This window comes from Reyranella sp. (genome assembly GCF_004297265.1).
Lineage (GTDB): Bacteria > Pseudomonadota > Alphaproteobacteria > Reyranellales > Reyranellaceae > Reyranella.
In genome coordinates, this window is sequence record NZ_SCUT01000050.1 from 252478 (window position 1) to 271322 (window position 18845).

22 protein-coding genes are annotated in these 18845 nt (G+C 67.6%); 11 read left to right on the forward strand and 11 right to left on the reverse strand.

The window, feature by feature from the left end; genetic code table 11:
- Positions 1–12 precede the first annotated feature (12 nt).
- The gene (locus EPO41_RS22820; RefSeq protein WP_296330198.1) at positions 13–1203 is read left to right on the forward strand and encodes a hypothetical protein; all 1191 of its coding nucleotides are present in this window, start codon (positions 13–15) and stop codon (positions 1201–1203) included.
- Positions 1204–1385: 182 nt separating this feature from the next.
- Here the strand turns inward: EPO41_RS22820 and EPO41_RS22825 are convergent, their stop codons facing one another.
- Positions 1386–3146: an NAD(P)/FAD-dependent oxidoreductase gene (locus EPO41_RS22825; protein WP_296330201.1), complete on the reverse strand. Its 1761-nt coding sequence runs from the start codon at positions 3144–3146 to the stop codon at positions 1386–1388.
- Positions 3147–3166: 20 nt separating this feature from the next.
- Positions 3167–4141 carry a tripartite tricarboxylate transporter substrate binding protein gene (locus EPO41_RS22830; RefSeq protein ID WP_296330204.1) on the reverse strand — a complete coding sequence of 325 codons (975 nt, stop codon included), beginning with the start codon at positions 4139–4141 and terminating at the stop codon, positions 3167–3169.
- Between the two features lie 71 nt (positions 4142–4212).
- Between EPO41_RS22830 and EPO41_RS22835 the strand changes: the two genes are divergently transcribed.
- The 3 genes from EPO41_RS22835 to EPO41_RS22845 all read left to right on the forward strand — a co-directional run bounded on the left by EPO41_RS22835 (position 4213) and on the right by EPO41_RS22845 (position 7493).
- A complete protein-coding gene (locus EPO41_RS22835) occupies positions 4213–5667 on the forward strand; it encodes an MFS transporter (protein WP_296330206.1) in 1455 nt (484 codons plus the stop codon).
- A 238-nt stretch (positions 5668–5905) separates the two neighbouring features.
- Positions 5906–7123: an MFS transporter gene (locus EPO41_RS22840; RefSeq protein ID WP_296330210.1), complete on the forward strand. Its 1218-nt coding sequence runs from the start codon at positions 5906–5908 to the stop codon at positions 7121–7123.
- 103 nt (positions 7124–7226) lie between these two features.
- Positions 7227–7493: a GlsB/YeaQ/YmgE family stress response membrane protein gene (locus EPO41_RS22845; RefSeq protein ID WP_296330213.1), complete on the forward strand. Its 267-nt coding sequence runs from the start codon at positions 7227–7229 to the stop codon at positions 7491–7493.
- A gap of 21 nt (positions 7494–7514) precedes the next feature.
- Here EPO41_RS22845 and EPO41_RS22850 read toward each other — a convergent pair whose 3' ends face one another.
- Together EPO41_RS22850 and EPO41_RS22855 are read right to left on the reverse strand one after the other, a co-directional pair.
- Positions 7515–8519 (reverse strand): 2-hydroxyacid dehydrogenase, encoded by a 1005-nt coding sequence (locus EPO41_RS22850; protein ID WP_296330215.1) that lies wholly within the window; start codon positions 8517–8519, stop codon positions 7515–7517.
- Between the two features lie 32 nt (positions 8520–8551).
- Positions 8552–8704, reverse strand: coding sequence for a hypothetical protein (locus tag EPO41_RS22855; RefSeq protein WP_296330216.1), 153 nt, complete (start codon positions 8702–8704; stop codon positions 8552–8554).
- Positions 8705–8830: 126 nt separating this feature from the next.
- On the opposite strand from EPO41_RS22855, the gene EPO41_RS22860 reads away from it, so the two are divergent.
- Entirely contained in the window at positions 8831–9478 is a 648-nt protein-coding gene (locus EPO41_RS22860) for a hypothetical protein (RefSeq protein WP_296330221.1), read from the forward strand.
- 112 nt (positions 9479–9590) lie between these two features.
- Positions 9591–10319, forward strand: coding sequence for a glutathione S-transferase family protein (locus EPO41_RS22865; RefSeq protein WP_296330225.1), 729 nt, complete (start codon positions 9591–9593; stop codon positions 10317–10319).
- Between the two features lie 27 nt (positions 10320–10346).
- On the opposite strand, the gene EPO41_RS22870 is transcribed toward EPO41_RS22865, so the two are convergent.
- Positions 10347–10562: a hypothetical protein gene (locus EPO41_RS22870; protein ID WP_296330228.1), complete on the reverse strand. Its 216-nt coding sequence runs from the start codon at positions 10560–10562 to the stop codon at positions 10347–10349.
- 120 nt (positions 10563–10682) lie between these two features.
- Here EPO41_RS22870 and EPO41_RS22875 point away from each other — a divergent pair, with 120 nt between their 5' ends.
- The gene (locus tag EPO41_RS22875; protein ID WP_296330231.1) at positions 10683–10928 is read left to right on the forward strand and encodes a hypothetical protein; all 246 of its coding nucleotides are present in this window, start codon (positions 10683–10685) and stop codon (positions 10926–10928) included.
- 87 nt (positions 10929–11015) lie between these two features.
- Here the strand turns inward: EPO41_RS22875 and EPO41_RS22880 are convergent, their stop codons facing one another.
- Entirely contained in the window at positions 11016–11228 is a 213-nt protein-coding gene (locus EPO41_RS22880; protein WP_295133764.1) for a cold-shock protein, read from the reverse strand.
- Positions 11229–11498: 270 nt separating this feature from the next.
- Here EPO41_RS22880 and EPO41_RS22885 point away from each other — a divergent pair, with 270 nt between their 5' ends.
- On the forward strand, positions 11499–12974 hold the full coding sequence (locus EPO41_RS22885; protein ID WP_296330234.1) for an FAD-dependent monooxygenase: 1476 nt from the start codon (positions 11499–11501) through the stop codon (positions 12972–12974).
- Here EPO41_RS22885 and EPO41_RS22890 read toward each other — a convergent pair.
- The gene (locus tag EPO41_RS22890) at positions 12961–13356 is read right to left on the reverse strand and encodes a hypothetical protein (protein ID WP_296330237.1); all 396 of its coding nucleotides are present in this window, start codon (positions 13354–13356) and stop codon (positions 12961–12963) included. The two genes, EPO41_RS22885 and EPO41_RS22890, sit on opposite strands and share 14 nt — an antisense overlap.
- Positions 13357–13588: 232 nt before the next feature.
- Here EPO41_RS22890 and EPO41_RS22895 point away from each other — a divergent pair, with 232 nt between their 5' ends.
- Entirely contained in the window at positions 13589–13960 is a 372-nt protein-coding gene (locus tag EPO41_RS22895) for an STAS/SEC14 domain-containing protein (protein WP_296330240.1), read from the forward strand.
- Between the two features lie 70 nt (positions 13961–14030).
- Positions 14031–14462 (forward strand): DUF3775 domain-containing protein, encoded by a 432-nt coding sequence (locus tag EPO41_RS22900; RefSeq protein WP_296330241.1) that lies wholly within the window; start codon positions 14031–14033, stop codon positions 14460–14462.
- Between the two features lie 10 nt (positions 14463–14472).
- On the opposite strand, the gene EPO41_RS22905 is transcribed toward EPO41_RS22900, so the two are convergent.
- The 3 genes from EPO41_RS22905 to EPO41_RS22915 are packed head-to-tail and all read right to left on the reverse strand — an operon-like array spanning position 14473 to position 16032.
- Positions 14473–14703 (reverse strand): hypothetical protein, encoded by a 231-nt coding sequence (locus EPO41_RS22905; protein ID WP_296330243.1) that lies wholly within the window; start codon positions 14701–14703, stop codon positions 14473–14475.
- A gap of 17 nt (positions 14704–14720) precedes the next feature.
- Positions 14721–15161, reverse strand: a complete 441-nt coding sequence (locus EPO41_RS22910) for an SET domain-containing protein (RefSeq protein WP_296330246.1) — start codon at positions 15159–15161, stop codon at positions 14721–14723.
- A gap of 4 nt (positions 15162–15165) precedes the next feature.
- Complete coding sequence (locus EPO41_RS22915) at positions 15166–16032, reverse strand: isocitrate lyase/PEP mutase family protein (protein WP_296330250.1); 867 nt, start codon at positions 16030–16032, stop codon at positions 15166–15168.
- Positions 16033–16231: 199 nt separating this feature from the next.
- On the opposite strand from EPO41_RS22915, the gene EPO41_RS22920 reads away from it, so the two are divergent.
- Positions 16232–17773: an ABC transporter substrate-binding protein gene (locus EPO41_RS22920; protein ID WP_296330256.1), complete on the forward strand. Its 1542-nt coding sequence runs from the start codon at positions 16232–16234 to the stop codon at positions 17771–17773.
- 39 nt (positions 17774–17812) lie between these two features.
- On the opposite strand, the gene EPO41_RS22925 is transcribed toward EPO41_RS22920, so the two are convergent.
- Positions 17813–18793 (reverse strand): zinc-binding dehydrogenase, encoded by a 981-nt coding sequence (locus EPO41_RS22925; RefSeq protein WP_296330259.1) that lies wholly within the window; start codon positions 18791–18793, stop codon positions 17813–17815.
- Between the last annotated feature and the right edge of the window lie 52 nt (positions 18794–18845).

Sequence of the window (18845 nt, forward strand, 5' to 3'; positions counted from 1 at the left end):
ATTCGTCCCGTCATGTTTCTCGCCTCGCTCCTCTTGCCGATCGCCGTCGCCGCCATCGTCTTCCTGGTCCAGCGCATCCGCCTGCCGGTGTTTCTCGCGATCATGGCCACGGTCGTGGTCTATGGCATCGCCGCCGACATGACATTCGAGTCGGTCGGCAAGGCGTTCGGACTGGGTTTCACGGCGGCGCTGGAGCAGACGGGCCTGCTGGTCGTCGCCGGCGCGCTGGTCGGTGGCCTGGTGCTGCACACGCCGCTCGGTACCGGCACGTCCGCAGCCGCGGGACTGGTGGCGGGACTGGGCGCCTCGGCGTCAGCCGGGCTGGCGCTCCTGCAGCCGGCCGGGCAGGACGCGCCGCGGCGCGCGCTGGGCCTGGCGCTCACCCTGCTCGCCACCGCGGCCCTCCTGGCGCCTTCGCCTCTGGCCGTTGCCGCGGCCTCGGTCATGAAAGCGGACATCCGCACGGAATTCATGATCGCCTTGCCGGTCGCGGCGGCCGCGATCGCGCTGGGCTGGTGGCATGTGGCGCGGCAGGTCCCGTCGCAGCCGACCGAAGGACAGCTTTCCTGGGCATGGCTCTGTGTCGGCATCCCGCTCCTGCTGCTGGTGCTGCAGTCGGTGGCGCAGATGCCGAGCGAACCGCTGGGCCGGGGCGGCTCACGCGAATTCTATATCGGCATCTCCAGGCCGCTGATGCTGATGGCCATCGCGGTCACCCTGGCGATCCTGTTCGCCCGCCGCTGGGAGCCGTCGGTCCTGGCCGGCCGGTCATGGGCGCCATTGCTGCTGGCGGTCGGCGCATCGGGCGGGCTGGCCCGGGTGTTCGACGAGACCGGCATGTCGGAACTCCTGGCCGAGTATGCGCTGCACCCGCGCTACGGCGTGCTGACACCGTTCCTCGTCGCGGCCATCGTGAAGACGATGCAGGGCAATTCGCTCACCGCCGTGCTCACGGCCTCGGGCATGGTCGAGCCCATGCTGCCGGCGCTCGGCCTCGACAGCGCCTCGGGCCGCGCCATTGCGGCGGCGGCCGTCGGCGCCGGCTCGATGGCGGTCTGCCACGTCAACGACCCGTTCTTCTGGATCGCCGCCCATATGGGCCGGCTGTCGCCCGGCCGCGCGCTCTATGTGATCTCGCTGGGCAGCGCCGTCATGGCGATCGGCGCGCTGGTGCTGATCGCGGCGATCCGTCAGTTCATATAGCGTCTTTTCGATCAGGAAAGGGCCACACAGGCCCACCAACAACGACCTCACCCTGAGGAGCGCTCCGCAGGAGCGCGTCTCGAAGGGTGGGCACGAGCACCGCGTCTGTTGCCCATCCTTCGAGACGGCCCCTTGGGCCTCCTCAGGATGAGGTAGCGGGCGCAATTCCTGACGGAAAGATTCTACCGAATGAGCCCCTCCTCGCGGGCCTTGATCTGCAAAGCGATGTAGCGGGAGTAGATGCGGCACTGGGCGAGGCTGCCGGCGATGAACCACAGGCCGGGCTGTGGCGTCGGCTTGAACATGTTGGCGAGTTCGCCGCCGGCATCGAAGCCCCAGACCGGGCCGATCCGGTCGGCCACCGCGTCGCCCAGGAAGGCGCGTACCGTCTCCTGCTGGTTCTCGTAGCCGGTGGCGACCACGACCAGCTCGGCCTCGCGCAGGGTCCCGTCCTTCAGGCGCACGCCGCCCGATTCGAACCGGTCGATGTCGTCGTACTGCAGCAGCTCGATGCGCCCGTCGACGATCATGTCGGAGCAGCCGACGTTGAAGTAGTAGCCGCCGCCACGGCGCAGATACATCATCTGGAAGCCGGTATCGTCCTCGCCGAAGGTCAGGCGAAAGCCGCGCTTCTCCAGCCCGGCCAGGAGATCGCGGTCGACCTCGCGCATCTCGGCGGTCGAGAGCTGATAGGCGCGCTGCAGCACCGGATAGGGCGAGGCGGCGGCCAGCAGGTCGCAATCCTCGAACGGCAGGCCCTCGGTGTAGATCGCATAGACCTTCTGGGCCTCGCGGATCGACACGACATAGGTCGGGCTGCGCTGGACCATCGTCACCTCGGCGCCGCTGGCGCACAGATCCTGCGCCACGTCGTGACCGCTGTTGCCGGTGCCGACCACGATCGCCTTGCGTCCCTTCCACGCAGCGCCATTGGTATAGGCGCCGGAATGCATCACCGTGCCGGCAAAGGAGTCGAGCCCGGGCAGCGACGGCTTGATCGGGATGGCGCTCACGCCGGTGGCGAAGACGACATGGCGTGGATGCAGCACCCTCTCCGTCCCGTCGCCGCGCTTCAGGGTCACCGTCCAGCGCCGCGCCGCCTCGTCGTAGCTTCCTGAGGTGAGCTGCGTATCGGTCCAGTAGTTGAGGTCGAGATTTTCGACATAGGCCTCGAACCAGTTGGCCAGCTTGTCCTTGGGAATGAACACCGGGAAGGTCGGCGGGAACGGCATCAGCGGCAGGTGATTGACGTGCACCTCGTTGTGCAGGGTGAGCGAGTGGTAGCGCCGCCGCCAGTTGTCGCCGATGCGCTTGTGGCGATCGACGATCAGCGTGTCGACGCCCAGTGCCCGCAAACGCGCCGCGGTGGCAAGGCCCGCCTGGCCGCCGCCGACCACGAGCACGGCGGGATCACGATCCCCGTAGGCCTGCGCCTTCAGCCGCTGGTCGAGCCAGTTGTCGCCGCCGAAGTCGCGGCTGTAGCGCTCGGCGTCGCTCAGCTCGCGCGGCCTCCCGTCGGGCCAGCCGTGCAGTTCCTCGAGCGTGGTGAGCAGCGACCAGGCCCGCCACGTTCCGCCCTCATCGACGAGCCGGACGACGGCGTTGGCATGGCCGAACGCCGTCTCGAACTCGAAGATCGCCTCGATGCAGTCGATGCCGGCCCGCGTCACGCGACGCGGCGGCGTGCGCGTACCCGGTACCTGCACATCCTTCGCCGCGGTGCGGGCCAGCACCGGCGCCAGCGACGCCTCGATCGCCGCTCGCCCAGAATGGGTGACGACGTCCCAGGTGAAGGCCAGCACGTCACGCCAATGCCCTTCGGGGATGAACGTCGCCGCGACCGCAGCGGCATCCTGCGCCTGGAGCGCCGCCCCGAACGAATCGAGCCAGCGCGCGGCGATCTCTCCGGCTTCGTCCGGAACTTCGGCAAACTGTACGGACATCGATGCTACTCCAGTGAGAATCAGTCGAGCTTCACGCCCGAGGCCTTGACCGCGGGCTCCCAGAGCTTGCGGTCCTCGGCCAGGAACTTGTCGAAGCCGGCGCGGCCGGGCGGTGGCAGGTCGAGGCCGAGATCGTCGTTCCAGCGCTTCTGGATGTCGGCCGACTTCAGCGCCTCGGCGATCGCGGTCTCGAGCCGGGCGAGGATCGGTTCGGGCGTGCCGGCCGGCGCTCCGATGCCGTACCACGAGGTGGCGACGTAGCCCGGCACGGTCTCGGCAATGGCCGGAATGTCGGGCGCCGCCCGGGAGCGCTGGGCCGAGGTCACACCCAGCCCCTTCAGCTTGCCGCCGCGCACCTGCGGCAGCATCGAGGGCATGTTGGCGAACATCATGTTCACGACCCCCGCCATCAGGTCGGAATAGACCGGGCCGGCTCCCTTGTAGGGGACATGGATGATGTCGACGCCGGCCAGCTTCTTGAACAGCTCGCCGCTCAGGTGCAGCGACGTGCCCGGGCCCGACGAGGCGAAGGAATACTTGCCGGGCTCCTTCTTGCAGAGCGCGATCAGTTCCGCGACGTTGTTGGCCGGCAGCGAATTGGTGACGCCCAGCAGGTTGGCGAGGATCGCCACGCGCGAGACCGCCACGATGTCCTTGTCGGGATTGTAGGGCAGCCTGCTGTAGAGCATCGGGTTCAGCGTGTGGCTGGCCACCGAGATGAGGCCCAGCGTGTAGCCGTCGGGCGCGGCGCGCGCGAGTTCGACCGTGCCGATGTTGCCGCCGGCGCCACCCTTGTTGTCGACCACGAAGGTCTGGCCGAAGGTCTTGGAGAGCGCGTCGCACATCAGCCGGCTCACCGTGTCGGTGCCGCCGCCGGGCGCGAAGGGACAGATGAACTTCACGGTCTTGTTGGGCCAGCTCCCCTGGCCCAGCGCGACGGCGGGAACGATCGAAGGCGCGGCGAGGGCCGCGACCAGCAGGCTGCGTCTTTTCATGGCGTTTCCTCGATTTTCTATTTTTTGCTTTTCGGACACCCGAGCGTAACGTCCTTGGGTAATCTGTCCAGATGACAGAGCCGCAAAGCGTACAGGCCTATATCGACCAGACCCCGTCATGGCCCGATGGGACTCCCACTCCCAGCGTGCCGATGACCTCGATGCAATGGCGCATCTGGGTACTCGCCACCGCCGGCAAGTTCTTCGAAGGCAAGGTCGTGTTCATGACCGGCGTCGCGCTGCCGCTGATCGTCGAGGAGTTCGGCCTCTCGGCCGCCGGCAAGGGCATCGTCAGCGCTGCCACCCTGGCGGGTATCATGGTGGGCGCCGTGGCGCTTGGCGGGCTGGCCGATACCTACGGACGCCGCCGCATGTTCGTGATCGAAATGCTGGTCTTCGTCGTCTTTCTGGCCGGCCTGACCATGGCACCGAGCGTCGGCTGGCTGGTCTTCTTCCTGTTCGGTGTCGGCGTCGCGCTGGGCTGCGACTATCCGACCGCGCATCTCGTGATCTCCGAGAGCATCCCCAGTCGCGACCGCGGCAAGCTGGTGCTGGCGGCCTTCGCCTTCCAGGCGATCGGCGCGCTGGTCGGCACGGCGCTGGGCTTCGTGATCCTGACCCTGGATCCCTCGCTGGACGCCTGGCGCTGGATGTACGGCACCGTGATCATACCGGCCGCCTTCGTCGTGTGCGCCCGCCTGTTCGTGAGCGACAGCGGCCAGTGGCTGATGAGCCGCGGCCGGCGCGCCGACGCCGAGCGCGAGCTGCGGCGTCTGCTGAAGCGCAAGCCGCAATATCCCAAGCAGGTGCGCCTGGCCGAACGCGCCGGTTCTCCCCATCGCAGCCACCATCGGCACGGAAGCTGGAGCGATCTCTTCAACCGGAAGAACCGGCGCGCCACCCTCCTTGCCTCGGTCCCGTGGTTCCTGCAGGACCTCGGGACCTACGGCATCGGCATCTTCACGCCGACCATCCTGTCCCACACGTTCGGGCACGGGACCGGCAACGCCCACAACGTGTCGGCCCTCATCGCCCGCGACCTCCAGGGGGCGAAGGGCGCGGCGCTGGTCGATACGCTGCTGATCGTCGGCATCGTCGCCGCCGTGCTGATGTCCGACAAGGTCGGCCGCATCCGGCTCCAGGTCCTGGGCTTCATCGGCTGCGCCGTCGGGCTCGCCATGGCGGTGCTGCAGTCGCATGTCGAGGAGCCGATGCGCACGCTGCTGCTGTTCGGCGGCTTCATGATCTTCAACTTAATGACCAACCTCGGGCCCAATGCGCAGACCTACCTGCTGGCCGGCGAGGTCTTCCCGACCCACATCCGCGGCAAGGGCGCGGGCTTCGCCGCCGCCTTCGCCAAGATCGGCGCGGTCCTGACGGCCTTCGCCTTCCCCGTGGTGCTGGCCGAGGCCGGCACCGACGTCCTGCTGACCGCCCTCATCTTCACCTCGCTCCTCGGTGCGCTGATCACCTGGTGGTTCCGCATCGAGACGGCAGGCGTCAATCTGGAGGAAATCGGGCGCTAGAGCCCTTCCGAACGAGATAGAATCGAGCTGAGCATTCCAACTGACCTCACCCTGAGGAGCGGCCGCAGGCCGTGTCTCGAAGGGTGCGCACGAGCACCATGTCTGTTGCCCATCCTTCGAGACGCCGTGCTGTGCACGGCTCCTCAGGATGAGGTGAGTGGGTCAATGCAAACGGAAAGACGCCAAAAATCCCACACCGCGCTTCGCTTGACGCGGCCCGGCGGGTACCTTGTGCGCAATGGACTCGCCGATCCGGGAGCTGTTGCGCTCGCCCGACTTTCTCAGGCTGTGGCTGGTGGGCGCCTTCGCCAACGCGATGCGCTGGCTGGAGCTGCTGGCGTCGGGCCTGTTCGCCTGGGAAGTCACCCACTCCGCCTTTGCCGTCACGGCCGTGGTGGCGTTGCGCCAGATCCCGCAGCTCCTGTTCGGCGCCTTCGCGGGCGCGATCTCCGAGGCGGTGAACCGCAAGCTGATCTTCATGCTGGCGCTGGTCATCCCGGCCGCGATCTCGACCCTGCTCGCGACGCTGGCCGTCACCGGCCATCTCGAGGTCTGGCACGTGGCGCTGGGCAACCTGGTCTCCGGCATCATGTGGTCGACGGAGATGTCGACGCGCCGCCGCATGGTGGGCGAGGTCGCGGGACCGCACCGCATCGTGAACGCCATCGCCCTCGACAGTGTCACCTCGGCGGCGACGCGCGCGGTGGGACCGCTGCTGGGCGGGATGGCCTTCGAGTGGCTGGGCATGAAGGGCGCCTACACCGTCACCGCCCTCGTGCAGTTCTTCGGCGCCTTCGCCATCGCGGGCCTCACCCACGCCCAGGTGACGCGGCGGCTCGACCTGCTGCGCATCCCGCACGACATCGCCGACGGGCTGCGCTTCGCCTGGACGCGGCCCACCATCCTGCTGGTGTTCGGCGTCACCATCGTCACCAATGCCTTCGCCTTCGCCTATTCGGGCCTGGTCGCGCCGCTCGGCCAGGGCGAGTTCCACGTCTCGCCGGCGCTGGTCGGCCTGCTGGCGGCCGGCGAGCCGCTGGGGGCGCTGATGGGCGGCGCGCTGATCGCGGCCGGCATCGTGCGCATGGACCGCCGCCTCGCCTTCGCCGGCGGCGCCTCGCTCTTCATGGTCGCGCTCGTCTTCATGGCGCTGTCGCCGTTCTATTGGCTCGCCTTCGCGCTGCTCGTGCTGGGCGGCTTCGGCACGGCAGGCTTCAGCAACATGCAGTCGACCCTGATGCTGACCGAGGCGCCGCCCGAGATGCGCTCCCGCCTGATGGGCGTCGTCACCGTCTGCATCGGAACGGGACCGCTCGGCCAGCTCGCGGCCGGTGCGCTTTCCGGCCCCCTCGGCCCGCGCGGCGCCGTGGTCGCGATGGCGGCGGTGGGATTGGTGCTGACCGGGGCGATGGTGTTGGCGCTTAAGAAGAGGTCGCCCACGCCACCTGCGGCGTGACCGCTGCCACGAACACGCGGACGCCACGCAACGCCGGGAGGCCCGGCGCGTTCACCTCAAGCCGATGTGCTGCGCGTCCGCGGGACGGCCAGGGGATCTCACCATGAACATGTCGGCCGAAAGCATTCTCGTCATTCTCGTCGTGGGCATCGCCGCCGGCTGGCTGGCCGGCCAGGTCTTGCGCGGCACCGGGTTCGGGCTGGTCGGCGACCTTCTGGTCGGCATCGCCGGCGCCCTGTTCGCGGGCCTGCTGTTTCCCCGCCTGGGGCTCAACCTGGGCGGCGGGCTCCTCTCCCAGATCCTGTTCGCGGCGCTGGGTGCGATCATCCTGCTGCTGATCGTCGGCCTGGTGCGCGGGCGACGGGCGTAGCACCCCTCTGGCCCCCAGGCGTCAGGCGAGCTTCTCGACCGAAATCTCGTGGACGGCCCGGCCGTCGCGCTCGAAGGCCGTGATGTTGGCGATCGTGGTGCCGGCGATGCCCTGCAGGGCGTCGGCGGTGAAGAAGGCCTGGTGCCCGGTGACGAGGACGTTGGGGAAGGACAGGAGCCGGGCAAAGACGTCGTCCTGCATCACCTTGTCGGACAGGTCCTCGAAGAAGAGGTCGGCCTCCTCCTCGTAGACGTCGAGGCCGAGATGGCCCAGGCGCCCGTCCTTCAGCGCCGCGATCACCGCCGGCGTGTCGATCACCGCGCCGCGGCTGGTGTTGATCAGCATTGCGCCCGGGCGCATGCGGGCGAGCGCCGGCGCGTCGATCAGGTGATGGGTCGCGGGCGTCAGGGGGCAATGGAGCGAGACGATGTCGGAGGCCGCCAGCAGTTCGGGCAGATCGACGTAGCGTACACCCGCCGCGATGCAGGCCGCGTCGGGTGCCGGATCGACCGCGAGGATCGTGCAGCCGAAGCCCGCCAGGATGCGGGCGAAGGTGGCGCCGATGCGGCCGGTGCCGACGACGCCGACGGTGCGGCCCTTCATGTCGAAGCCCAGCAGCCCCTCCAGCGCGAAGTTGCCCTCGCGGACGCGGGCATAGGCGCGATGGATCCGGCGGTTCAATGCCAACACGAGGGTGACGGCATGCTCGGCAACGGCGTGCGGCGAATATTCGGGCACGCGGGCGACGGTGATTCCCAGCCTCCGCGCCGTCGCGAGGTCGACATTGTTGAAGCCCGCGCACCGCAGCGCCACGAGGCGGATGCCCCCTCCGGCGAGCGCCTGGAGCACCTCCGCGGGCAGCGCATCGTTGACGAAGGCGCACACCGCCGTCGCGCCCCGGGCGAGGGCGGCGGTCTCAATCGTCAGGCGCGGTTCGAGATAGGCCAGCTCATGGCGGGCGGACGCGTTGGCGGCGTCCAGGAAATGCCGGTCGTAGGGTTTGGTACTGAAGACCGCGACGCGCATGGCACGCGGCCGGAGCGCCGGTCCCGCCTCTCCTAGCCTTTCTGGCCGTGGCCGGTCGGGCGCTTGTCCTTCTTCACCGACTTCGGTCCACCGCGCACCGCGTCCTTGGCGATCTGTTTCGTCGAGACACGGAGGGCCGCCTGGTGCTGACGGTCGTTGGGCGTACGCTGGGGAGTCTTTGTCATGACGGCTCAACGCCCGTTCTGCCCGGAAGTTGCATGGAGCGCGCGCTGGCAGGACGGCGCGAAAGGCGGCACACTCGTGCCGACCTCGCGTGATTTCGCGGCGGCGGCCGAGGAGCGACAGAGACAGTGCAGGACAGCGAGCAGACTCCCCCCACGGTGCGCAGCGCAAAGGCGATTCCCAAGCCGGGCCGAATGGACGGCCGCGCCCTGCGGAGCGAGCGGACCAAGCAGCTCATCATCGAGGCCTATCTGGCGCTGCTGCGCGAGAGTCCGGAAATCCCGACGGCGGCGCAGATCGCCAAGCGTGCCGGCTATTCGGTGCGCTCGGTGTTCGAGAGGTTCGACGACCTGCTGGCGCTCAGCCTCGCGGCCGCCGACTACACCTTCGCCGAAGGGCTGACCCAGGCCACGATCCGCGACCTCGACGGCACCCGCGCGCAGCGGCTCCGGGCCCAGGTCGAGACACGTGCCGGAATCTGCGAACGCTGGCTGCCGCTCTGGCGGGTGCTGCTGCACAACCAGAACGAATCGGAGCATCTCAAGGTGCGGATCGGCCGCATGCGCGACGCCGTGTGGGCGCGGCTGGCGCTGATGTATCGCGCCGAACTCGATACGCTTGCAGACCACGAGCGCAGGATGCTGCTGATCGCGCTCGAGCAGCTCACCGACTTCGAGAGCTGGGGCCGCATGCGCGAGCGTCACGGCCTTTCGGTCGAGCAGGCACGTGACGCATGGATCATCGCGATCGACCGGCTGCTGCCGCCGACGCCCTGAACGGACGCCCCCGGCGATGCGGCGCCGCGACAAGCCAGGGAGCAACCCACCCTTCGTTCGGTTATGAACATTGACGGTCATCAGGCCGGTTGTCGTCATCGGGGATCAGTGAATGCTCACGCTCTATCACGGCTGGAAATCGTCGGCGTCGCGGCGGGTACGGTTGTGCCTCGCCGAGAAGGGCCTCCCCTTCGAGAGCAAGGTGATCGACCTCACGAAGATGGAGCATCACGCGCCTGCCTTCCTGAAGCTCAATCCCAACGGCGTCATCCCGCTGCTGATCCTCGAGGACGGGCGCTCGCTCTACGAGAGCGGCACGATCTGCGAATATATCGACGAGACCTGGCCCGAACCGCCGCTGCGTCCGGCCGAGGCCTACGGGCGCGCCGTGATGCGCAACTGGATCCGCCACGTCGACGGGCTGATCGGCAACCTGATCATCTTCAACTGGGCGCACTCGATGGCCAAGGTCGCCACGCAATGGTCCGATGCGGAGCTCGCCGAGAAGCTGGCCAACGTGCCCAGCAAGGAACGGCGCGAGGCGTGGCTGCGCACTGCGCGCAAGCCCTACACCGAGGAAGAACGCCAGGAGGCGCGCACCAGGTTGAAGGTCGGGCTGGTCGACCGCATGGAAGAGACGCTGCGCCAGAGCCGCTGGCTGGCTGGCGACAGCTATTCCTTGGCCGACATCGGCGCAGTGCCCTTCATCAAGCGCATCGACGAGGAGATCGCGCCGGAGGAGATCACGCCGGCCAAGCATCCCCGGGTCGCGGCCTGGTGGACGGCGATCCAGTCGCGGCCGGCCTTCGCCGCCGCCAGGATAGGCCCTTTCACGGGATGAAGGACGCGGCCGGGCGGCCGTGTCCATTCAGGCGCGCACGAGCGTCTTGATGGCGAGCGCCGGCTTGCCCGACTTCTCGGCGACCTCGCGATCCTGAGCCTCGATGATCGCCCGGGCGGGCAGGTCCTTTTCGAGCCCTTCGAGGGCCTCGAGCGGTACGCGGCGGTTGGAGCGCTGGCTGCCGTCCTCGTAGGTGACGTTGAACAGCACGTATTCCGTACGCTTGTTGGATTTCTTGCCCATCGGGGCCTCCATATCGGTTCAAGTCCGTCGACCCGGAGGGGACTCGCACGCTTTCCCCGTCGGGAACGCGCGCACGGGGCCTGCGTTGACAGCAGAACCCGCGCCAGGGAGATGCGGCCCATGTCCGGCCAAGACCGTCGACCGACCGATCTGCACACCCCGGTTGTTCCGCACGCCACGGCCAGCGGCAGGAGTGGCCTGCCCTGGATCGTCGCGGGCCTGCTGCTGGTCGTCCTGGCCGCCGGCTATTTCGCGTTGGGCATACCGATCCTGAAGGCACCGGACGAGGCCCGCGCGCCCGAGCTGCGGATCGACGGGGCCATTCAGCCGCCGGCTGCCGTCGCACCGGCAGAGCGCCGGCCGTAAGCGGCCAACGAAAAACCCCGCACCCAGAGGGTGCGGGGTCAATTCGGTATCGCTGTTACGAGGCCGCCGTCACCGGCAGCCGCGTGATCAGCCGATCGCCTTCAGATTGTCGGCCGCCATCTTGCCGCTGCGGCGGTCAGCGACGAGTTCGAACTCGACCTTCTGGCCTTCGTTGAGCGTGCCCAGGCCCGCGCGCTCGACGGCGCTGATGTGCACGAAGGCATCGGCACCGCCGTTGTCCGGCTGGATGAAGCCGAAGCCCTTCTGAATATTGAACCACTTCACGGTTCCCGTCGCCATGGGTAACCCTTTCACTACTTTAGATATGCTGAACCGCGCGGCGTCCCACTCATGAAAATGGAACGCGCAGCCGGCCGTCGAATTCGCACTGGTTTTCGGGATCAAAGTTCGGGAGCGAGCTGCCGGCGAGGCCGGGAACGCGGACCAAATCGTCTGTCCGTCTATCGACCGCGTGCATATGGCCTTTCGCCACGACTTTTGCAAGGACCGATTGGTCGCAACTCCGAAGGGAAGCTAAGCTGCCCCGCCGCAGGCAGGGGGAGAGTTCACATGGCCGGCAATCCGAAAGTGCTCATATCGGGTGCGGGTCCGGTGGGCCTCACCCTCGCCAACGAGCTGGCACGGCACGGGATTTCCGCTCGCATCGTCGACAGGTCCACGGCACGTACCGACAAGTCCAAGGCGCTCGTCATGTGGAGTCGCACGCTCGAACTGTTCGACGATGCCGGCTATGCGAAGGACTTCATGTCATCCGGCATGCCGGCGCATGGCGCGCAGATCTCGACCGGCAGGCAGGTCGTGGCGAGGGTCCCGTTCGACCTGATCGACAGCCGCTTCGCCTATGCGCTGATGATCGCGCAAAGCGAGACCGAGAGGGTGCTCGAGGAACGACTCGCCACGGCCGGGGTGACGGTCGAGCGCGACGTGGAGCTGACGAGTTTCGTCGACAAGGGCGTCTGCGTCGAAGCAGTGCTCACCAAGGCCGGAGGCCAGCGCGAAACGCTCGAGGCCGACTGGCTGGTCGGGTGCGACGGCGCCCACTCGACCGTCCGGCACGGGCTGGGCTTCGCCTTCGAGGGCTCGACGCTCCAGTCGCACTGGGCGCTGGCCGACGGCCACGTCACCGGCCTCGATCCGGCGGATCATCTTCACATCTTCTGGCACCGCGACGGCATCCTGGCCTTCTTCCCGATCGTCGGCGACCGCTGGCGGGTGATCGCCAACCTCGGCGCGGCAAAAGACGGCGAGACCCGACCCGATCCGACCCTCGAGGAGATCAATGCGCTGATGGCGCGTCGCGGCTCGCCCGGCATCGTGATGTCCGACCCGGTCTGGCTGGCCGCGTTCCGCATCAACGAGCGCAAGGTCCGGGACTATTCCAGGGGTCGTGTGTTCCTGGCGGGCGATGCGGCGCACATCCATAGCCCGGCGGGCGGCCAGGGCATGAACACCGGCATGCAGGATGCCTTCAATCTCGCCTGGAAGCTGACGCTCGTCATCGAGGGCGCGGCAACGCCCAGCCTGCTCGACAGCTATTCGCCGGAGCGCACGGCGGTCGGCGATCGGGTGCTGAAGAATGCCGGCCGCCTTACCGAGGCGGCAATGCTGCGCAATCCGCTGCTGCAGGATCTGCGCAACACGATCGTTCGCTTCGCGGCGGGTTTCCCGCAGGTTCAGCACAGGATGGCGGATCAGCTCGGCGAGATGGATATCGGCTATCCCGACAGCCCTCTCACGGCCAGGAACGGACAGGTCGACAATGGACCGAAGGCCGGCGAGCGGTGGCCTTACCGGCTGCCCGACGGAGCGGGCGGGTACCGGTTCACGGCCGTGGGTCCGGCCGGTCTCGTGGCCGACCTGGCCGCGAAGTTTCCAAGGCTTGTCGTCGCGGCCCCGACGAGGGATCCGGCACACGCGACGGCCCTGCGGCTGATCCGGCCCGATGGCTATGTCGGCTTCGCCGGCGCGCCGAAGGACGTCGGGCGGGCCGAAGCCTATCTCGCGGCGCTGGCTAGCGAGGCGTAGGATCCGGAGGGAGGGGGCGGACCAATGTCATGAGCCAGCCGCGCGCATCGAGCGGATCGGTGAAGATGCGGAACGGCCTCGGGCCGACGCGCTGCTTCAGCAACACCGCCATGTCGATGTTCAGCGCCCCGTGCACCACCAGGGCGACAGGACCGGCGCCGCCCCCGATCCCGTACTCGAGCAGGGTCCGGGCGACCGACTCGAGGTCGTCGCGATCGAGGTTGAGATTGGAAGCGGTGACATCGACGAGCTTGGCATGGGCCTTGGTCCCCTCCCGCACGGTGGCGTTCAGGTAGTCCTCTATGTCCCGCCGGCCGACGTCGCCTTGCCCCACGACGGTCAGGATTCCGAACTCGTCGCTGCGCGTCCAACCAAGCGGCATGCTTACTCCTCACGCTGGAACAACCGGTTCCAACAGGAGCAATGTAGAGGAAGACGAGAAAGTTTCAGCGCGAGATCAGAGGTTTTTCGGGGCATCCGGGCGATGATGCGGGCGGCGCGATCGCGTATGCCAGCAGGGGAAGCCGACAGCACTAGGCCTGCGCCACGACGGAGTCACCCCCTCCTTTCGCAGTTCTGGCGCTGCGTTCCTGTCGCTGGCAGACTCTGCGGCCATGCCGCTGAACTGGACCATCGACTCCAAGGCGAAGCTGCTCACCGCCGTCGCGGAGGGCGATGTCACGCGTGCCGATTTCGAGGCCTATCTCGACATGATCGATCAGGCTGGCCTCCATACCTATCGCAAGCTGTTCGACGGCACCCTCGCAGACACCAGCATGGGGTCGGAGCACATTCTGGCGATTGGCGTGCGTATGCGAACGTCGCACCAGACCAACCCGGTCGGCCCGCTGGCCGTCGTCGTGGCCGAGGACAAGATCGCCATGGTCTCCCGCGTGCTCGGCATGCTGGCCGCGGCGAGCCGACCGATGCGCGTCTTCCACGAGGTCGGCCCGGCACGCGAGTGGATCCGGAAGCAGCCGCTCTAGCTGGAGCGCGCGCAACCGGGAACAGATGGCGCCGTTGGTGGGCCTGACCAGCCTCCCGGGAAAAACCGCGATGTCCGACCCCACGACGAACCCGCCCGCTCTTGCCATCGCCATCGACATGGTCTGCCACCTCATCGTGAAGGCTCGGGAATTCGACGCGCAGGACGTCGAGACCGATCCCGATTCGGGTTCGAATGCCGCCGACGACGGCGGCGTATCGATCCTGGAAGCGCATGGCGACGATCCGACCAGGGCCGAACTCGTGGCCTTCATCGAAGCGCTCGACGACGACGAGCAGGTCGAACTGGTGGCGCTCCTGTGGCTCGGCCGCGGCGATGGAGAGCTCGAGGACTGGGAGGATCTGCGCCGCCAGGCGCGGGAGGCCCGCAACGAGCGCACCTCCGCCTACCTGCTGGGCCAGCCCCTGCTCGCCGATCATCTCGCCGACGGGCTCTCGGCGTTCGGCCTGTCCTGCGAAAGCTTCGAGAAGGACTACCTCTAGCGAGCGCGGATCAGGGCATCGTGCCGTGTGGCCGCCTCTCTCCCGGCCGCACGCGACGGTCCTCGTCCTCCGGCTCGACGGTGCGGGCAGTGTCGGTCTCCCGCCGGGGCACCCGCTCCTCCGTGCCAGACTCGCGCTCGATATCGATATTGTTGCGTTCGCGGGGCCTGGGATTGGGATCGGGATCGGGATCGTCGGCCATGGCGCGCTCCTCCTCTGCTGGCAGAAGAGCGAACGGCATCGGACGCGGGCGGTTGCTCAGCGGCGGCGGCGCGCCTTCTTCCGCGACGTCGCCGGGACCTCCTCGTCGCGGCTGAGATTGTCGTGCCGCTCGTCCATGAGACGGTAGTCCATGGTGAGCTCCTCGCCGGCCTTGATGTCGCGCAACGCATAGTAGGTCACGTCGCCATCGTCGGAGCCGATGTTGGGATCAGCATCGTGGTTCATGTACCAGCCGGTCGAGATCCGCAGGAAGTCGAGCGGCGCCCAATAGCCGCCGCCGCTGCGGATGCCGAAGCGCTTGATCAGCTGGACCTGCGGCGAGGCGTGCGCCCGGGCGAGCGGAATGAAGCGGCTGTCCTTGCCGTCCCACACCTTGACGGCCTCGCCCTTCTTTATATCGATGTCGGCGAAGCAGCCGAGGCCGTGGATCGAGGAGGCGCCGAGATGGACGAACGCCTTGCTGGCCTTGCGCTTCATGGACTCAGGCCTTCACGATGAACGGCTTGGCCGCGGTGTCGTAGTCGGCATAGCCCAGCACGCCACGCAGGTCGGCCGGCGACAATGCGCTCTTGCTCTCAGCCTCGCCGGCCTTGAGCGCGGCCAGTCCCGCCTTCATGCCGGCGGCGGCCGGCGACAGCATGCCGGTCGGATAGGTGCCGATCTTGAAGCCAAGCTTGGCGGCTTCCGCCTGCGAGGGCGTGGCGCGCGGCGCGCCCGGCGAAAGCACCGCAAAGGACGGACGTCCCTTGGCGGCGGCGACGCCACGCCTGATCTCCTCGTCGTCGGCCGGCGAGTCGAGGAACAGGATGTCGGCCCCCTCCTCGACATACATCTCGATGCGCGCCACCGCCTCGTCGATTCCCTGCGTTGGCCGGCAGTCGGTGCGAGCCAGCACCAGGATACCGGACTCTTTCGCGGCCTCGACCGCGGCGCGGATCTTCATGCGCGCTTCCTCGCGCGGCAGGCAGGGCTTGCCGGCGGCGGTGAGCGCGCGCGGCGTGATCTTGTCCTCGATCAGCACCGCGGCGGCGCCGGCGCGGCCATAGGCGCGCACGGTGCGCTGCACGTTCATCGCATTGCCGTAGCCGTGATCGCCGTCGGCGAGGACGAGGAGATCGGGCGCGGCGCCGCGCACCATGTTGAACGAATCGAACATCTCGCCGAACGAGACGAGATCGAGATCGGGACCGCCCAGACGGCTGGCGGCCACGCAGGATCCCGAGAGGAACGCCGTCTTGAACCCTTCGCCATAGGCCAGCTTCGCGGTCAGCCCATCCCACACGGCCGGCATGACGACGAGGCCGGGTTCGGCCAGCAGGGCGCGCAGACGTTGGGGGGCAGTGGTCACAGAAATCTCCTCCGGGTGAATTTGCGGGCCGGACGATAGCAGAGATGCCGTCGCAGTCGACACGGCGACTGCAACGGGTCTAGGTTTCGCACGCACTGCAATCGAACTGGAGAGACCAAGAACGAACAAGCGACGTCACTGGGAGGACAACATGAAGATCCCGAATGGGTGTTTCGCGTTGGTTTGCGTAGTGGCAGGAGTGATTGCATCGACAGGCGCCGCATGGGCGCAGAAGTATGGCGGCGTGCTGAAGATCCAGCACATGGATACGCCGCCCAGTGCCTCGATCCACGAGGAAGCGACCGTTTCGGTCGCCGTGCCTTTCATGGCGCTCTACAACAACCTGGTGATCTTCGACCAGCACGTGGCGAAGAACAGCCTCGACTCCGTCGTGCCGGACCTCGCGACCGGCTGGACGCAGAAGAACGACGGCCGCGCGCTCACCTTCAGGCTGCGCGACGGCGTCAAATGGCATGACGGCAAGCCGTTCACCGCCGAGGACGTGGGCTGCACCTTCGACCTGCTGCTCAGCCCCGACAAGCTCCGGCGCAACCCGCGCCAGGCCTGGTACGGCAACGTCGAGAAGGTGACCGTCGACGGCCCGCTCGAGGTGACGCTCCACCTGAAGCAGCCGCAGCCGTCGCTGCTGGCCCTGCTCGCGTCGGGCTACTCGCCGATCTATCCCTGTCACGTGCCCGCCGCCGACATGCGGCGCAGGCCCGTGGGAACCGGACCGTTCAAGCTGGCCGAGTTCAAGATGAACGAGGGCATCAAGCTGGTGAAGAATCCCGACTACTGGAAGAAGGGACGGCCCTATCTCGACGGCATCGAGTATACGATCATACCCGATCGCTCGACGCGCATGCTGTCCTTCGTGGCCGGCAAGTTCGACATGACCTTCCCCAGCGACGTGTCGGTGCCGCTGCTGAAGAACATCAGAAGCGATGCGCCCCACGCAAAGTGCACGATGCGCGAGACCGGCGTCAGCACCAACCTGATCGTGAATCGCGAGGTCCAGCCCTTCGACGATGCACGGATACGCCGCGCCATGGCGCTGACCCTCGACCGCCCGTCGTTCATCAGGATCCTGAGCGAGGGCGAGGGCCAGATGGGCGGCGCCATGCTGCCGCCGCCCGACGGCGTCTGGGGGCTTCCCGGCGACAAGCTCGAAGGGATCATCGGCTACGGCGACGTGGACAAGGCCCGCGCGGAGGGGCGCGAGCTGATGAAGCAGGCGGGCTACGGGCCCGACAAGCGGCTGAAGCTCAAGGTCAGCACGCGCAACATCGCGACGTTCAAGGATCCGGCGGTCATCCTGATCGACCAGCTCAAGCACATCTGGATCGATGGCGAACTCGAGATCATCGACACCACGATCTACTACAACAGGGTCTTCAAGAAGGACTACGTGGTGGCGCTGAACCTGAGCGGCAGCGCCGTCGACGATCCCGACGTCACCTTCTTCGAGGGCTATGCCTGCGGCAGCCTCCGCAACTACAACAACTACTGCAATCCGGAGATGACCAGACTGTTCGAGGAACAGTCGCGCGAGACCGACCGCGGCAAGCGGCAGGAACTCGTGTGGGAAATCGACCGGCGCCTCCAGGAAGACATCGCCCGGCCGATCATCAGCCACGGCCGCGCCGCCGGCTGCTGGCAGCCGCATGTGAAGGGCGTCGTCATCCAGACCAACAGCATCTACAACGGCTGGCGTTTCGAGGACGCCTGGATCGATCGCTGACACATAACCTCCCCCGTCAAACGGGGGAGGAAACGAGGATCAGTTCGCCTTCAATAAGAGCTTGCCGGCGACGCCCCGGCCTTCGAGGCGGCGGTGCATGTCCGCTGCCTCGGCTAACGGAAACACGCCTTCGATCGGCACTTTCAGCCAGCCTTCGGCGAGGCCCGCCAGCACCTGCTCGACGCCTTCCCGCCATTCGGGCGAGGTCTGGTCGATATGGCCGAGATGCAGGCGGGTGAAGGTCTGGGAGCGCGGCAGGATGCGCTCGCGGATGTTCTTGAAGGGCTGTCCCTCGGCCTCGCCGATGCTGATGATGTGGCCCAGCATCTTCACGACGCCGAACGTGCGGTCGAGCATCGTGGCACCGTAGGAGTCGATGGCGAGGTCGACGCCCTTCCCGTCGGTGAAGTCGAGCACGGCGCGTTCGAAATCGTCCTGCGAGGTCACCACGACGCGAGAGGCGCCGAAGGCCAGCGCCTTCGCCTCCTTGCCCGGCGTGCCGGTCGTGCCGATGACTCTTGCACCGGCATGAACGGCGAGCTGGGTGCACATCAACCCGACGCCGCCGCCGATCGCGTTCACCAGCACCGTGTCGCCCGGCCCGATGCCGCCGTAGATCGTCCACATCATGTGCCAGGCCGTCAGGGCCTGGATGGGAAAGGCCGCCCCGACGTCGAGGCCGACCGCGTCGGGCAGCTTGATCAGGCCCTTGGCCGAGGCGACGCACTTCTCGGCGTAGGCACCGCCCTTCTCCGGAAAGGTCGCGACGCGGTCGCCCACCTTCACGCCGGTCACGCCCGCGCCCAGCGCGGCCACCGTGCCGGAGACCTCGAAGCCCAGGACCATCGGATAGGTCATGGGATGCGGATAGATGCCCATGCGGACCTGCGTGTCGGCCCAGTTGCAGCCGGCATAGGCCACGTCGATCAGCACCTCACCCGGTCCAGGCACCGGATCGGGCAGATCGGCCAGCACCAGTTGCTCAGGCCCCCCGGTGGCATGGATGACGACGGCTTTCATGGACTCCTCCCGCAGCATTTGCGACGGAAGCCTTGCAGCTTCGGTGCCAGAC